We start from the raw sequence: 16862 nt of genomic DNA on the forward strand, positions 1-16862 counted from the left end.
TCTCTCACTCTGTCAGGACGCAATCATGCACCCTACAACCATTTTAACTGTTCACGCAGACTGACCACTTCACCAATAATGGTTAAAGTCGGGGCTACGATATGATGCTCAGATACTTTGGTCGCTATATCCGCTAAAGTTCCAACCACCACATTTTGATCTGGCGTAGTACCTTTGGAAATAAGTGCAACTGGCATATTTGGACGCTGACCATGAGCAATCAGTTGCTCACAAATGCGTTCTAAACCAACTAAGCCCATGTACAACACCAGAGTTTGGTTTTCATAGACTAGCTCATTCCAAGGAAGTTCTGGTGATCCCTCTTTAAGGTGTCCTGTTAAAAAACGTACGCTTTGTGCGTAATCACGATGCGTGAGTGGAATACCTGCATAAGCAGAACACCCTGACGCCGCTGTAATACCCGGCACAACTTGAAATGTAACATCAGCTTCAACTAATTCTTGAATCTCTTCGCCACCACGCCCAAAAATAAATGGATCACCACCTTTTAAGCGGCAAACACGCTTACCCTTTTGTGCATATTCAACCAACAAAGCATTAATACCATCTTGTGGGACTGAATGATTAGAACGTGCTTTACCGACATAAATCTTTTCAGCATCACGGCGGCACAATTCTAAGATTGGTGCAGAGACCAAACGATCATAAATCACCACATCAGCTTGTTGCATCAAACGTAATGCTTTTAAAGTCAGCAACTCTGGATCACCAGGACCCGCACCCACTAAATAGACTTCACCTTTCGGTGCAGTCCATTCTGTTAAGGCTTGTTCAATTAAATTATTTGCCACCTCAAGATTGTCATTAAAGACTTGCTCTTTTAGTGGACTTGCGTATAAGTTTTCCCAAAAAATACGACGCTCATCTGGATTCGCAATTTTTTCTTTCACCTGTTTACGCCATTGACCAGAAAACTCAGCTAATTTACCCATACCATGTGGAATAGAACTTTCTAACTGTGTACGAATTTGACGTGATAAAACAGGCGAAGCTCCATTTGAAGCCACAGAAATAACGAGTGGTGACCGATCAATAATTGCAGGCACCATAAAACGACAATTTGGAATATCATCTACGCTATTGACGAGAAGATTACGTATCTCACATTGCTCAAAGACAGCTTTATTCACATCAGGCTGATCTGTCGCTGCAATCACTAGGCGATAAGGCGTTGCTAAAATATTTACAGAAAAAGGGGCTTGGATATATTGACCCTGTGACTTCTCAACTAATTGTTGCAAATCAGGCTCAATCTCTGGTGCAATAACATCAATAATCGCACCAGCTTTGACTAACAAGTTTGCTTTGCGGTAGGCAATATGCCCACCACCCACAATCAGGCAACGTTGCTGCTGCAACTTTAAAGAGATTGGGAAAATATTCATTCATTTACACCTTTAACATCTGCCTGACGATTGATATTTAACATTAAAAATAAATAGTTTATTTTAGCATTAAAACTTTTATCTGCTGCTTCCATGAGTTCCTGATTTAACCATTCTGGTATATCCCTATCCCATTGATAAGCAAAATAATCGATATCTCGAATATTGAGCAGATCATAAATTTTATACCATTCATCATTAATCTTAATCAATAAATCAGGATTAAACACATATTGACCATGTTCGATACGCAAAAATAATTTTTTACCATATCTATTGCTACTATCACGTTCATTCTTTGACAATATCGAACTCAAATAGCTTTGTTTTTTGCGTGTTTCTGTCATAACATGGTCAGGTAAATATTTAAACCATTCGACCAATAGTGCAGTATGAATTGCTTTAGATTGCACCACCCACAACATATGTATTTTTTTCATAAACAAAGCAAAGATACTATGAAAAATAAGATATTCTGCTTGATTTGGCTCAATTTTAAAGAGCTTATGATCAACCTGTAAAATTAAACTTTCCAGTTTTAATAATGGGTAAAATTCAGCAAAAAATGATTTATTATATTTTTCAGATTGACACGCCTTTGACAAAGCAATATGCAACATCGTTTGATATTCATTATCAAAAGCATAAACATCTGCACCATCTGCGAGCAACTTTTTAAATAAGTCAATATTACCTACCCATGCACTTGCCATAAGTGGTGTTTGATTAAATTCATTTCTAAAATTTATTCCAAATTGCTCAATCTTTTTCATTAATGCAGTTGGATTTTTCACGGTATAAGGTAAATAATATTTTTGCTCAATCCCTTGCACTGCTTTCAGCATTTGGCTATTTTTCCTATCCAAGACTGCTATTGCAGGTTTAAACCCTTTACGATCGAGTTCAAATAAATAACGTTTGTTTTTATACACAATTGCATATTCAAACAAACTGAGTTTTGCTTTCTTATCTTCTTTCTCTGTATATAATGCTTGATGTACCAAGCTTTGTAATGATTCACCTGTCAAAATATCCCAATTGGCGGTTTTTTCTTTTAAAATTTCTTTACGAATACGGTCTGCTTGTTCTTTTTTACCTTGTAATTCAAGTTTTTGTGCTTCTCTTTGCCAATCTTGTAAACTAGATTTTTGTTCAGCCAAATCTAAATAATCACTGGCTTTCTCTAAACCAAGTAAATTAAAAATCGCATGTTGATCTTTTTGTTCCACCCAATATAAATTGACCACTGCACGAGTCAAACCCACATATAGGGCATTAATATAAAATTTATAAATCTCTAAAGATTTATCAGTTTTGTCTTTATTACGGGAAAAAATAAAATCTTTTTTTAAATCTTCGCCACGAACATCCCTACAGATTTCATTAAAACTCTGACTTTCATTACTCACAAAATTATATAGAATAATATTTTGATATTCCAAACCTTTAGCTTCTTGGATAGAGAAGATTAATGGTGTTTTAAAGAACCGTTGTGCAGCTTGTTTTTGTTCATCATGCATCACTACAACAGCAAACTGAGTTGAAATACTGGTTTTATTATCGAGTTCAGCTAAAATTTCATTACGATCTTTTAAAAAATAAACACCACCATTTATATCTGCATTACTGTCTACTAAATAATGACTTTCTTTATCAATCGAACCAAAACGAGCATTTTTCAGCAATAAAATACGATTAGAAATTTCAGTCACACGTTGCGAATTACGATAATTATGATGTAAGATTTGCGTAATGTTTTCGTTTTGATGTAATTGTTCATCTTGATAAAATAAACTTTTTATCTTTGCCCAAGAGAAAAAGTTAGGATGTACAATTTGATTGGCATCACCACACAACAAGAATTGCCCTTGCTGTGTTAAGGTTTTTAAAATCAAATAGAGTTGAATTGCTGTAATATCTTGAACCTCATCAATCACCACAAAATCATAACAAGGCTGAATTTTTTCCAAGTATTCAAAGCTTAGAATATTACTATCATAATAAGGTTCATTGGCTAAAAAGCGCAAATAATGCTCAAAAATATCATAAATTTTCTCACGCTGTTCAGTCGAAAAAATAGATTGCTTTACACCTAAACTTAAATATTGTTGTTTATCTAAATAAGCGGACTGAATCGAAGAGCCTGTGATCACCCCTTTAAATTCTTCATATACAGTATGCGCATTAAAATCTTTATTCTTATAATGTCGTATATACCATTGATAGAAAATATCAAAATGAATCACTTTCTTTTTAGGAACTAAAATACTTTCGATAAATTCATTAAATGAGAAAAAATCAACTTCTTGATTTGCATGATGATATTGATGTGAATAATAAAGCTCATGTGAGTTTTTCACCAAGAAAGAAGACAGTGTCACATATAAAATCCGCCCTTCTAATTTTTTTATTTTCTCCAATAAAATTGCTGTCTTTCCACTACCTGCCGAACCAATCAGAATCAAAGGCAAATTTTGCTGATAAATATGCTGTTGTACATCATCAAAAGAAATAAATTTATTTAAGCAGACAAATTGTGGATTTTTCGGATTGATATAAATCATCTGTTCCGATTCCAGTTCATCCACATGCTGAACCGTTGGAATCAAATCATCATCAATCACGCTGTGTTTATTTAAAAATCGAGAACCTTGATAATTATGACTTTTTAAGTATTCTAGTAATAAGATATATTTTTTCGATTGATATTGAAAAATAGAAAATAGAATTCGGTCACTACGATTTAGTTTGGCACGATAGAGATTATGATCAATTTTTTTAACTTCAGCCGATTTAAAATCATCATTTAATAAATAAGTATAAAGCTTTTTAAATCCCACTATTTTTGCTGTATCTAATTCATTATAAATAATGATATCCATATCTTCCATCAACTCAAAGTTTAAATTAAAATCCCTCTTTCATAAAAAGAGGGAATGAATATAAAATTAATCGTATAAGTAAAATCAATTAATCAATATAGGTCGTACCGCCCATATATGGACGTAAAACTTCAGGAATCTCAATCGAACCATCCGCACGCTGATAGTTTTCCATCACTGCAAGCAAAGTACGACCTACAGCTAAACCTGAACCATTCAACGTATGCACCAATTCGATCTTCTTCTGATCTACGCGGTAGCGTGCTTTCATACGTCGTGCTTGGAAATCGCCCATGTTTGAGCAACTTGAGATTTCACGATAGGTATTTTGGCTTGGCACCCATACTTCTAAGTCATAAGTTTTGGTTGCACCAAAACCCATATCACCACCACAGAGCAAAATTTTACGATATGGTAAGCCTAATGCCTGCAAAATACCCTCTGCATGTGCAGTTAGTTCTTCAAGCGCCTGCATTGAGTGCTCTGGTTTTGAAATTTGCACCATTTCGACCTTATCGAACTGATGTTGACGAATCAAACCACGGGTATCACGACCATAAGAACCTGCTTCACTACGGAAACATGGTGTATGTGCTGCGTATTTAAGTGGTAAACGATCTGCATCTAAGATTTCGTCACGCACAAAGTTAGTGACTGGCACTTCTGCGGTCGGGATCAGGTAATATTCTTTTTCACCTTGCAACTTGAATAAGTCTTCTTCAAATTTAGGTAGCTGACCTGTACCACGTAAACTATCTGCATTGACTAAATAGGGTACATACGCTTCGGTATAACCATTTTTGAGCGTATGCGTATCTAACATAAACTGCGTCAAAGCGCGTTGTAGACGTGCCAAAGGACCTTTGAGTACGCTAAAACGTGAACCTGTTAATTTGGTTGCTGTTTCAAACTCAAGACCACCCATCCATTCGCCAAGATCGGTGTGGTCCTTGATTTCAAAGTCAAACTGGCGCGGCGTGCCCCATTTCAGGATTTCAAGGTTGTCGCTCTCATCTTTCCCTTCAGGCACAGACTCATCTGGCAGGTTTGGAATCGCTAGTGACTTCTGCTCAAGCTCAGTTTGCAGCTCAGCCAAAGCCACTTCAGCAGCCTTGATTTCATCACCAATGGCAGCCATACGTGCCATAATTTCAGATGCATCTCCGCCCGACTTTTTGATTTGACCAACTTGTTTTGCGCCTGCATTACGTTCAGCCTGTAAATTTTCAGCTTTGGATTGTAAATCTTTACGGCGAACTTCTAAGTCAGCCCATTCTTGTACATTAAGCTGAATACCACGTTTTGCTAAAGCAGCATTCACTGCTTCAATATTATTTCTGAGTAATTTTGGGTCGATCATAATCAATCATGAATAGAGAAAAAACTGGCTATAGTGTAAGGCTTTAACCTAAAAAAATACAGCGATTGGCAATAAACTATCAGCATCTATAAACAATGTTTAGATGCTGACTAACAACTAATTTGGCTCTTTCGGTAAGCTTGGCAAATATTCAGACTTGATAAATTTTTTGGCTGAATAATACGGTAAAGTTAATTCGCTCATCCCTTCTGCATATGAAGCCAACTCATACAATGGATAGACGAACACGATCCCATTGACTCCATAATAAAAATTATCACTGACTTGCAATTGATCTTTCTTAATTTGGTGATCATCTAACCAGTTTTGATTAGCTGCATATAACTCATCACGAAGTTTTTGATTCATTTCGGGTTTCAACAACTCAGCAACAGTAATATGTTTCTTATTCGACAAATCAAAATTCACAAATTCTTGATGTGACATACCATGCGCAGCACCAGCTGAATATGAGTAAGTCTGAATTGCGAAAGTCGCCAAATTATAATTTTGCCCTACAAAACGTACATAGGTACTACTTTCACTTAGTGAAGGTTCACCAGCAGCGACTTTTACCTGTTGATCAGCTAAGTTCGAAAATGCATTCGGCTCAGCTTTTTTCATACGATTGAGAAAATATTCATCAATCCATTTTTGATTGGTTTCAACATTTTGTAAATCATAATTGGTACAACCATCTTCTAAACAGACTTTTTGTTTGGGTATTTTGACTGCAATAACTTTCGCTTGAATGAGTGGAATATCTACTTTGTCCTTTTCATTAGTTGTATCTTTTTTAGGTTGGCAACCTGTTAATGCAATAACTGTCAGGATAGGAAGAAGCGGAATATTTTTTGATAATTGTGTAAAGTTCATCGTCATGCAAGTCTCTGATGTTTTTCTTCACTATACAAAGCCTTGCCTATAGATGAAATTAAGAAATGTATCTACATTTCACCTCAAAGAGCCACAGTAATTGCAGCTCTTTGAGTATTTAGAATATTACTGATCAATAATATCCGTACCTTTCGGTGGCGTGAAATTAAATACTGATGCAGGAATAGTTGGATTAACTTTTACATTAGTAAATCGAACATTCGTTGTTTGACCTAAAGAATCTTGTAAGACCATCAAGTTAGGTGCCTTATTTGCACCAAAACTAATCGTTAAACTTTGAAATGCTCCATCCTCTTGTTTTGGATACAAAGTATAATAAAGCTTACTACGATCAGGCTGCGTTACGCGATAAGATTGCATAATCTGTTTGGTATTCCCTGACAGTAAAAGCGCTGGGGTATTCGCAATTTGATCATCCAAACTTTGACGTACTGCCTGTTGAAGATCAGGATCATAAATCCAGACGACTTTACCTGTAGTCACAATCGTTTGTTTAGCAGGACTTGTGGTTTCCCAATAAAACTTTCCAGGTCGTTCAACTTTCATTGAACCTTTAAAAGTCTGGTTCATATGTTGTGCAGTTAAACCTTTTTTCTGAACTGCTTTATTACTCGCAGCTACTTTGGTACTTTGTTCAAAATCTGCTGTGAATCTTTGTAAGCCAGAGAGTTGTTGAACCAAACTATTCGTCGCCTGCTGAGTCGATGCAGCCACAGGTGCAGCAAATACCTGACTACTCACAACAGGAGCAAGTGTAGCTACACTTAAAGTTGTTGCATAAGCGATTTTTTTTACGAAATTCATAAAATGAACCTTCTATCAGATTTTTACTGTTATGACGACATCTTACTGTTTTTGATCACTAAAAAAATGAAGAAATACACAGGTTTTGTGTATTTCGTGTCGCAGAGTTCTGCATTGTGTATGAAGTTTCTGCCTTTATGTAGAGATTGTAAATATAAAAAACCCGCTAAAAGCGGGTTTTTCTGAACCATTAAAGCTTAAGCTTCAACAGTTACATAGCGACGGCCAAACTGACCTTTCACTTCAAATTTTACTACGCCGTCAGCAGTAGCAAATAAAGTATGGTCACGACCCATACCAACATTTGCACCAGCGTGGAATTCTGTACCACGTTGACGAACGATGATGTTACCAGCAGTTACAGTTTGACCACCGTAAACTTTAACACCTAACATCTTAGGATTCGAATCACGACCGTTCTTCGTCGATCCACCGGCTTTTTTAGTTGCCATGTCTATTTACTCCTGAGTTAGCCTGCGATACCAGTAATTTTCAACTCGGTAAACCATTGACGGTGACCTTGTTGCTTACGGTAGTGTTTACGACGACGCATTTTGATGATGCGGATTTTGTCGTGACGACCATGGCCAACTACTTCTGCAGTTACTTTTGCGCCAGCGACAACTGGAGCACCGATTTGAATGCTGTCACCGTTAACAACCATTAATACGTCATCAAACGTAATAGTTGAACCAGTTTCTGCTTTCAACAATTCTACTTTAAGGGTTTCACCCTCAACAACACGGTGCTGTTTACCACCGCTTTGGATTACTGCGTACATAATGTACTCCAACATGCCCGTGTCGTCGTGTCGATAAAGGGATATACCGAGCTTAAAACGAACGCCACTGGGGTTATACAAGGGGACAAATTTTAAGTGAAAATTGATCAAACAACAAGTCATTTTGCACAAATGCAGAGATATTGATAAGTTGCTTGGATTTTTTAATGAAATCAATTAGATTGATGTCGGCTTGTTTTGATTGATTCTGATCAAAATTTGAAATACATTTTTAAAAACAAATTGCGACAATAACAAACTGTGTTTTTATCAAGTCATAAGTAGAGTGATATCGGTTTATAGAGAATTGCCTTTATTTGGCTAAATTAAGACCAAAAAACTCACCGTCTTGTTGTAAATCACAGATTACATGACTTGTATAACTGTTTAGCAATAAATTAATTGATACACTTGGCAACATTATCCACCTATACGAGGTTTTCCTTCATATGGTTATCGATTTCAAGCAAAACATTCTCTCCCCTGTTGCGACAGATTTTGCTGCGATGGATCACCTGATCAATGAAGGTATAAGTTCTAAAGTCGGTCTTGTTATGTCGGTGAGTAAACATGTGGTTGAAGCTGGCGGTAAACGTATGCGCCCAATCATGTGTTTACTTGCTGCTCGTGCTTGCGGCGTCGCAAACATGCAACATGCCCAACATTTAGCGGCAATTATCGAAATGCTACACACTGCAACATTGGTGCATGATGATGTCGTTGATGAATCCAACTTACGCCGTGGTCGTCCAACCGCAAATGCAACATGGAACAATCAGACCGCCGTTTTGGTGGGTGACTTCCTGATAGCACGGGCCTTTGATTTGCTGGTGGATTTAAACAACATCACTTTGCTCAAGGACTTCTCAACAGGAACCTGTGAGATTGCGGAAGGCGAGGTTTTACAGCTTCAGGCACAGCACCAGCCAGACACCACTGAAGAAACCTATCTCAGAATTATTCATGGTAAAACCTCACGCCTGTTTGAACTGGCAACTGAAGGCGCGGCAATTCTGGCGGGCAGAGAAGAATATCGTGAGCCACTACGCCGTTTTGCTGGCCATTTTGGCAATGCCTTTCAGATTATTGATGATATTTTGGACTACACCTCTGATGCCGACACATTAGGTAAAAATATTGGTGATGATTTAATGGAAGGTAAACCGACTTTACCGTTAATTTCAGCATTAGCTCATTCAACTGCAGATGATCATGCGATTATTCGTCGCAGTATCGCGACAGGTGGTATCGAGCATTTGGACAAAGTCATTGAAATTGTTCACAACTCAGGCGGCTTAGACTACTGTCAAAAACGTGCCAAACAAGAAACGGATGCAGCTTTGGAAGCGCTTAAAGCGCTACCAGATAATGAATATCGCCAAGCACTGATTAATTTGACCTTAATGGCCTTACATCGACTTCAATAATTTTATGAGTGCCTATGCATTTAACTTTATCTGATTTATTTTTAAAAATGCAGGAACAGCTTGATCAAAACCAAGCTGTTTTAGATGAAAATATTATCATCGAATTAATTAACCGCTTACGGCCAAAAAATCCAAAGGACGCGGACGAAGTTAAACAACACATTCAAGGCTTCATCAAAATATTATTATTGACGCCGACGTCTGCGCTCCTATTACAAAACTTCTTACTCAAACTGATTAGCCAGTACAAACAGATTAGCTTATATGCTGATAGTGGTATTCTTTCATTAGATGGTTTTTGGAATCAACTGAGTCAACGCCTTGGTGCGCACTTTCTTCCATTGGTTGAAGACGGTCAGCAGTTAAAGACTCTTATTGGAAAAGTATTTTACCAAGAAACAGATAGCCAATGGCTTGATCTGATTGAGAATCAAGACTGGATCACTTTATTTAATCTGTTAGCCGAAAGCCAAAGTAATACGGTTGAAAAACAAATTTCTAAAAATGAGTTAATCAAAGCGATTACCGTTTTGTCTTATCGAATCAGTGGTATAGGTTTATATCCTGAATTTATTAATGCTCAGCCAGATATTATTGAATATGAATCCCCCTTCTTAGTTCAAAATCGAGAAATTGTTGAATTCATCGAGAAATATAAAAAACAAATTGATGATCAAGATACAGTTGTTGTAATGCCACCACCTGATGCTTCTCAGGCATTTGTAATGCTAGATCAATGCCGTGAAGTCGTACTCAAAATTCGCCGTGCAACTAAACGTATTGGTGTGAGTGTTAGCTTAACCTATTTATTGTCTCTACTTGAGCAAGCAATTGATCGTATTGAACTTTTATTGAGCTTATTGGCAAGTAAAAATGAGATACGCTATCTTGCATTAGGTGAATTACTTACTGACTTCACCAAGGCACATTATGATGAAAAAAGTGTTCGTCATTTACTCAGCTCAACCAGCGAACTGGTTGCATTACAGGTCACTGAAAATGCGAGTAAAACAGGTGAACATTATGTAAGCACTGATAGAGCTGGATTTTTGGGTATGTATAAAGCAGCAGCAGGTGCTGGTGCAATTATCGCAACGATGGCCACTTTAAAGATTTTAACTGCTCGTTTAGTGCTCGCACCTTTTACACATGCTTTTTTATATAGTATGAATTATGCATTAGGCTTCATGCTTATCCATGTCTTACACTTTACCGTTGCGACTAAACAACCCGCGATGACAGCGGCAGCACTTGCCGCAACAGTACAACACCAAAAAGGCAGTAAAACAGCTCAAATTGCTGAATTAGCTGCTCTGATTATCAACATTATTCGAACTCAATTTATTGCAATCCTCGGTAACATTTCGATTGCTATACCAGTAGCAGCTTTAATTACTTTTTTATGGCAATACAATCTACATGAACCTTTGCTTTCATCAACAAAAGCAACCAAAACCTTACATGATCTAAATCCATTTACTTCGTTAGCTGTACCCCATGCTGCAATTGCTGGAATATGCTTATTTTTCTCAGGACTACTTGCAGGCTACTTCGATAATTTGGCCATCTACCGAAAAGTTGGTCCTCGTTTAAAACAACACCATCGTTTGAAACGCTGGATGGGACAACAGCGTTTAGATAAATTTGCCAATTATATTGAAACGAATCTTGGGGCTTTGGCTGGTAATTTTCTTTTTGGCATCATGCTTGGCAGTATGGGAACCATTGGTTTTATTCTTGGTTTACCTTTAGATATTCGACATATTGCCTTTGCCTCTGCCAATTTTATTCAAGGTCTTATGACCATCGGTAGCCCTGATATTGGTTTAATCATCGTGTCTTTTTTAGGGGTTATGCTCATCGGCCTGACTAACTTATTTGTCAGCTTTACCTTGACAATTATTGTTGCACTTCGTGCCCGACGCGTCCGCTTCGCTCAATGGAAACCACTCGCAAAATTAGTGATGACTCATTTCTTAACCCGACCAAGTGACTTTTTTTGGCCCCCGAGTCAACCTGTACAGTTAGAAGAACAAAATAAAACTGAGCAAAAAGTGAGACATTAATCGAATTTTGTTATGTTTTTTTAATGAAGCTTGTACAAATATAAAAATGAAATTATCATAAAATTTCAAGACTTGACCAAAAGTGTACTCGCTAGTACACTTCAAAACATTCGATAACCCTGAACAATGGTTAAGCAAAAAATGAGGTTCGCATGCCGTACCTATTGCTTTGTATTGGTTGCTTTTTTTTAGGATTGGGCGTGATTGGGTTCATTTTTCCAAACACATCAAATTTAGACCTTTTTAGTGTTCAAGCTTTTTTTGAACACCGTTCATTGACGCTTAACCGTGTGACAATTCTACTTTCTCTGTTGGGTGGGATGCCATTTTTATTATTTTTAACCACTTTTTTGTGTCTTTATCAAACTTGGATTAAAAACTATAAGAATGTGATTTTTATCACTTTAAGTGTGGGTGGAAGTATTGGGATTGGTTGGCTTCTGAAATGGAGTATTGATCGACCAAGACCCTTGGAGTTTTATCACTTAGTTCAAAGCTATGGCGCATCATTCCCAAGTGCCCATAGCCTTTATGCAGCAACCCTTGCGAGTTTAATGATGTTATTGCTTCAGCAACATAAATATCGCATTAGTGTCATTTTAGTATCTACGTTATGGTTTATTTTCATGGGGATATCTAGAGTTTATGCAGGGGTTCACTTTCCAACTGATGTATTGGCTGGTTGGGGTATTGGGTTGATTTTGACTTCGTTGCTTTGGTTTTGGCTGTATCAAAGCAATTTCAGCAACAATTTGTTTTTAGATAACAAATCTAAATTGAGGTGGAATAATGATGTCGGCTAAGCTTTGGGCACCTGCCCTGACTGCTTGCGCATTAGCAACAAGCATTGCGCTTGTTGGTTGTAGCAAAGATCCTAAAAATGCACAGCAAACCGCTGCTGCACAAAAAATGCCACCTCCAGAAGTCGGTATCATCGTTGCACAACCACAAAGCGTTGAACAAAACGTAGAACTTTCGGGTCGAACGTCTGCATATCAAATTTCAGAAGTTCGTCCACAAACAGGCGGCGTCATTTTAAAGCGTTTATTTGCTGAAGGCAGTTATGTACAAGCAGGTCAAGCACTCTATGAAATTGATGCGAATACAAATCGTGCAACTGCTGATAGTGCTCGTGCAACCTTATTGCGTCAGCAAGCAAATTTAAATGCGCTGCGTGTGAAAGAAGGTCGTTATCGTCAATTGGTTGGAACTAATGCTGTTTCTAAACAAGAATATGATGATATCAATGCTCAAGTTCAACTCGCTGAAGCAGATGTCGCAGCATCACAAGCAGCGCTTAAAAATGCTGAAATTAATTTAGGTTACTCAACTGTTCGAGCACCTATTTCAGGACAATCGAGTCGTTCATCAGTTACCTCTGGTGCTTTAGTTACAGCAAATCAAGCAGATCCATTAGTGACAATTCAACAACTTGACCCAATCTATGTTGATATCAATCAGTCAAGTGCTGAACTATTACGTCTGCGTCAGCAACTCAGCAAAGGTAGTTTAGACAATAGCAACAATACTCGGGTCAAAATTACACTTGAAGATGGTTCAGATTATCCATTAGAAGGACAACTTGCATTCTCTGGCGCTAGCGTTAATCCAGAAACTGGTACAGTGACTTTACGTGCGGTATTCCCAAACCCAAATCATCTGTTATTACCAGGTATGTATGCAACTGCAAAAATTTCTCAAGCAGTTCTACCGAATGCTTACTTGATTCCTCAAGCGGCTGTAACACGTTTACCAACAGGTCAAGCAATCGCACTGATCGTAAATGCGAAAGGTGCAATTGAAACTCGCCCTATCACAACAGTCGGCGTAAAAGGCCAAGATTGGATTGTGACTGAAGGCTTAAAAGTTGGTGATAAAGTTGTAGTCGATGGCGTTGCTAAGGTCAAAGAAGGGCAAGAAGTTTCTGCTAAGCCTTATCAACCACAGGCAAAAGCACCACAAGGTCAAAATGCTACACCACCAGCCGCCGCTGAACAACAAAAGCAAGCCGATTCAGCAAAAGCTGAACAAAAAGCTACTTCACAAGCTTAAGGGGTAGATTGCATGGCTCAATTTTTTATCCATCGCCCAATTTTTGCATGGGTGATAGCACTGGTAATTATGCTGGCGGGTATTCTCACCCTCACCAAAATGCCAGTTGCGCAATACCCAACAATTGCACCGCCCACGGTGACAATTTCTGCAACATATCCAGGTGCTTCAGCTCAGACTGTTGAGAATACGGTTACTCAAATCATTGAACAGCAAATGAATGGTTTGGATGGTTTGCGTTATATCTCTTCAAACAGTGCGGGTAATGGTCAAGCATCGATCAACTTAAACTTCGAACAAGGCATTGATCCTGATATCGCTCAAGTTCAGGTTCAAAACAAACTGCAATCAGCAACAGCACTGTTACCTGCTGACGTACAACGTCAAGGTGTAAAAGTGACGAAGTCTGGTGCAAGCTTCTTGCAAGTTATTGCATTTTATTCGCCAGATAACAGCCTTTCTGCTTCTGACATTAAAGATTATGTGAACTCAAATATTTCTGAGCCACTGAGTCGTGTGGCAGGTGTAGGTGAACTCCAAGTATTTGGTGGTTCTTATGCAATGCGTATCTGGTTAGATCCAGCGAAACTGTCCAGCTTTAATCTCACACCTTCAGATGTTGCTGCGGCTATACGTTCACAAAACGCTCAAGTTGCAGTAGGTCAATTAGGTGGTGCTCCAGCAGTTCAGGGTCAAATTTTAAATGCGACTGTCAATGCACAAAGTATGTTGCAAAAACCTGAGCAATTTAGAAATATTTTCCTTAAAAACACTGCAGATGGTGCACAAGTTCGTTTGAGCGATGTGGCACGTGTTGAATTAGGCTCGGATAACTATCAATTTGATTCTAAGTTTAATGGTAATCCTGCGGGTGGTGTTGCAATTAAACTTGCAACAGGAGCAAATGCGCTTGATACAGCAAAAGCGGTTGAGAAACGTTTATCAGAGCTTCGTAATAACTACCCAAGTGGTTTAAAAGACAAACTTGCGTATGACACAACGCCATTTATTAAGCTATCTATTGAAAGTGTAGTTCATACACTGATTGAAGCTGTGGTATTGGTATTTATTGTGATGTTCCTGTTCTTACAGAACTGGCGCGCAACCATTATTCCAACACTTGCTGTACCCGTGGTGGTATTGGGAACATTTGCTGTTATTAATATCTTTGGCTTTTCGATCAATACGCTGACGATGTTCGCAATGGTACTAGCGATTGGTCTGTTGGTCGATGATGCCATCGTTGTAGTAGAAAACGTCGAACGTGTGATGCAAGAAGAGCACTTGGAGCCTGTAGCAGCGACTGAAAAGTCAATGAGTCAAATTTCTGGTGCTTTAATTGGTATTACCAGTGTATTAACAGCGGTATTCGTACCAATGGCATTTTTTGGTGGTACAACTGGGGTTATTTATCGCCAGTTCTCGATTACGCTAGTTACCGCAATGATTTTGTCACTGATCGTGGCATTAACCTTCACCCCTGCCCTTTGTGCAACGTTATTAAAACAACACGATCCAAACAAAGAACAAAGCAACAGTATCTTTGCACGTTTCTTCCGTGGTTTTAATAGTGGGTTCGAAAAACTTTCAGAGAAATATCAAGGTGGTGTCAACCGTATGACCCATCATAAGTTGTTCTCTGGAGTCATTTATATCGTTGTTATTGCTGCTTTAGTTGGTTTATACAAGATGTTGCCTTCGTCTTTCTTACCTGAAGAAGACCAAGGTGTAGTTATGACACTTGTTCAATTACCACCGAGTGCAAGTCTTGAAAGAACAGATAAAGTCATCACCACTATGACTGATTACTTCTTAAATAAGGAAAAAGAGCATGTAGAGTCGATCTTTACTGTGTCTGGCTTCTCATTTACAGGGGTTGGTCAAAATGCTGGTCTTGCATTTATCAAATTGAAAGACTGGAGCGAACGTACAACACCTGAATCACAAATTGGTGCGATTATTCAGCGTGGTATGGCACTGAATATGATTGTAAAAGATGCTTCTTACATCATGCCATTACAATTGCCTGCTATGCCAGAATTAGGCGTATCATCAGGATTTAATATCCAGCTGAAAGATGTCAGTGGTCAAGGCCATGAAAAACTGATTGCGGCAAGAAATGCAATTTTAGGTATGGCATCACAAGACAAACGTCTTGCAGGTGTTCGTCCGAATGGTCAAGAAGATACACCTCAATACAAAATCACTGTTGATCAAGCGCAAGCTGGTGCAATGGGTGTCAGTATTAGTGATATTAACAGCACCATGAGCATGGCTTGGGGTGGCTCTTATATCAATGATTTCGTTGACCGTGGTCGTGTCAAAAAAGTTTATGTCCAAGGTGAAGCGGATACTCGCATGATGCCAGAAGACCTCAACAAATGGTATGTACGCAATAACAAAGGTCAAATGGTTCCATTCTCAGCATTTGCTAAAGGCGAATGGACGTATGGTTCACCACGTTTAGAACGTTATAACGGCGTATCATCTGTCAACATTCAAGGTACTCCTGCACCGGGTGTTAGCTCTGGTGACGCGATGTTGGCAATGGAAGAAATCATTGGTAAGTTACCGTCTATGGGCTTACAAGGCTTCGACTATGAATGGACTGGATTATCTTTAGAAGAACGTGATTCTGGTAATCAGACCCTGCCTTTGCTGATTCTTTCGTTATTGATTGTATTCCTATGTCTATCGGCATTATATGAAAGTTGGGCAATTCCGATTTCTGTATTATTGGTTGTACCTTTAGGTATTATCGGTGCCTTTACATTGACATGGTTGGGTATGGTCATTAAAGGCGATCCAAACCTGTCCTTTAATATTTACTTCCAAGTCGCGATCGTAGCAGTCATAGGTCTTTCTGCCAAAAATGCAATTTTAATTGTAGAATTTGCTAAAGAATTGCAGGAGCAAGGTGAAGATTTATTTGATGCAACCTTACATGCTGCAAAAATGCGTTTACGTCCAATTATCATGACTACACTTGCTTTTGGTTTTGGTGTTTTACCATTAGCCCTAGCAAGCGGTGCAGGTGCTGGTAGTCAGCACTCAGTCGGTTATGGTGTACTTGGTGGTGTAATTTCTTCAACACTTTTAGGTATCTTCTTCATCCCTGTATTCTTCGTGTGGATTCGTAGTATCTTTAAGTACAAACCTAAAACTTTAAATACTCAGGAGCATTGAT

General features: G+C 38.4%; 12 protein-coding genes. 5 read left to right on the plus strand and 7 right to left on the minus strand.

From position 1 onward, the window contains the following. Positions 1-32 precede the first annotated feature (32 nt). From cysG to rplU, 7 genes are all read right to left on the minus strand, one after another. A complete protein-coding gene (cysG, locus tag M5121_RS05715) occupies positions 33-1406 on the minus strand; it encodes a siroheme synthase CysG (protein WP_249570599.1) in 1374 nt (457 codons plus the stop codon). Continuing rightward, on the minus strand, positions 1403-4288 hold the full coding sequence (locus tag M5121_RS05720; RefSeq protein WP_249570600.1) for an AAA family ATPase: 2886 nt from the start codon (positions 4286-4288) through the stop codon (positions 1403-1405). The genes cysG and M5121_RS05720 overlap by 4 nt, the downstream gene beginning before the upstream one ends. Positions 4289-4376: 88 nt before the next feature. Continuing rightward, positions 4377-5648 carry a serine--tRNA ligase gene (gene serS, locus M5121_RS05725; protein ID WP_249570601.1) on the minus strand — a complete coding sequence of 424 codons (1272 nt, stop codon included), beginning with the start codon at positions 5646-5648 and terminating at the stop codon, positions 4377-4379. A gap of 117 nt (positions 5649-5765) precedes the next feature. Beyond that, positions 5766-6530, minus strand: a complete 765-nt coding sequence (locus tag M5121_RS05730) for an RsiV family protein (protein ID WP_249570602.1) — start codon at positions 6528-6530, stop codon at positions 5766-5768. Positions 6531-6650: 120 nt separating this feature from the next. Then, on the minus strand, positions 6651-7349 hold the full coding sequence (gene lolA, locus M5121_RS05735; RefSeq protein ID WP_087546565.1) for an outer membrane lipoprotein periplasmic chaperone LolA: 699 nt from the start codon (positions 7347-7349) through the stop codon (positions 6651-6653). Between the two features lie 197 nt (positions 7350-7546). Then, a complete protein-coding gene (gene rpmA, locus M5121_RS05740; RefSeq protein WP_004640422.1) occupies positions 7547-7801 on the minus strand; it encodes a 50S ribosomal protein L27 in 255 nt (84 codons plus the stop codon). 17 nt (positions 7802-7818) lie between these two features. Next, positions 7819-8130 carry a 50S ribosomal protein L21 gene (gene rplU / locus M5121_RS05745; RefSeq protein WP_004664501.1) on the minus strand — a complete coding sequence of 104 codons (312 nt, stop codon included), beginning with the start codon at positions 8128-8130 and terminating at the stop codon, positions 7819-7821. 449 nt (positions 8131-8579) lie between these two features. Here rplU and sdsA point away from each other — a divergent pair, with 449 nt between their 5' ends. From sdsA to adeJ, 5 genes are all read left to right on the plus strand, one after another. Further along, entirely contained in the window at positions 8580-9557 is a 978-nt protein-coding gene (gene sdsA / locus M5121_RS05750; RefSeq protein ID WP_249570603.1) for an All-trans-nonaprenyl-diphosphate synthase, read from the plus strand. 14 nt (positions 9558-9571) lie between these two features. Next, the gene (locus tag M5121_RS05755) at positions 9572-11623 is read left to right on the plus strand and encodes a site-specific recombinase (RefSeq protein ID WP_249570604.1); all 2052 of its coding nucleotides are present in this window, start codon (positions 9572-9574) and stop codon (positions 11621-11623) included. A gap of 152 nt (positions 11624-11775) precedes the next feature. Further along, the gene (locus M5121_RS05760; RefSeq protein WP_087536963.1) at positions 11776-12426 is read left to right on the plus strand and encodes a phosphatase PAP2 family protein; all 651 of its coding nucleotides are present in this window, start codon (positions 11776-11778) and stop codon (positions 12424-12426) included. After that, positions 12413-13675 carry an efflux RND transporter periplasmic adaptor subunit gene (locus M5121_RS05765; RefSeq protein ID WP_087536964.1) on the plus strand — a complete coding sequence of 421 codons (1263 nt, stop codon included), beginning with the start codon at positions 12413-12415 and terminating at the stop codon, positions 13673-13675. The genes M5121_RS05760 and M5121_RS05765 overlap by 14 nt, the downstream gene beginning before the upstream one ends. Positions 13676-13687: 12 nt before the next feature. Next, on the plus strand, positions 13688-16861 hold the full coding sequence (adeJ, locus tag M5121_RS05770; RefSeq protein WP_249570605.1) for a multidrug efflux RND transporter permease subunit AdeJ: 3174 nt from the start codon (positions 13688-13690) through the stop codon (positions 16859-16861). The last annotated feature ends 1 nt before the right edge of the window (position 16862 follow it).

The organism is Acinetobacter sp. ANC5681 (genome assembly GCF_023488045.1).
In the GTDB taxonomy this organism is placed as follows: Bacteria; Pseudomonadota; Gammaproteobacteria; order Pseudomonadales; family Moraxellaceae; genus Acinetobacter.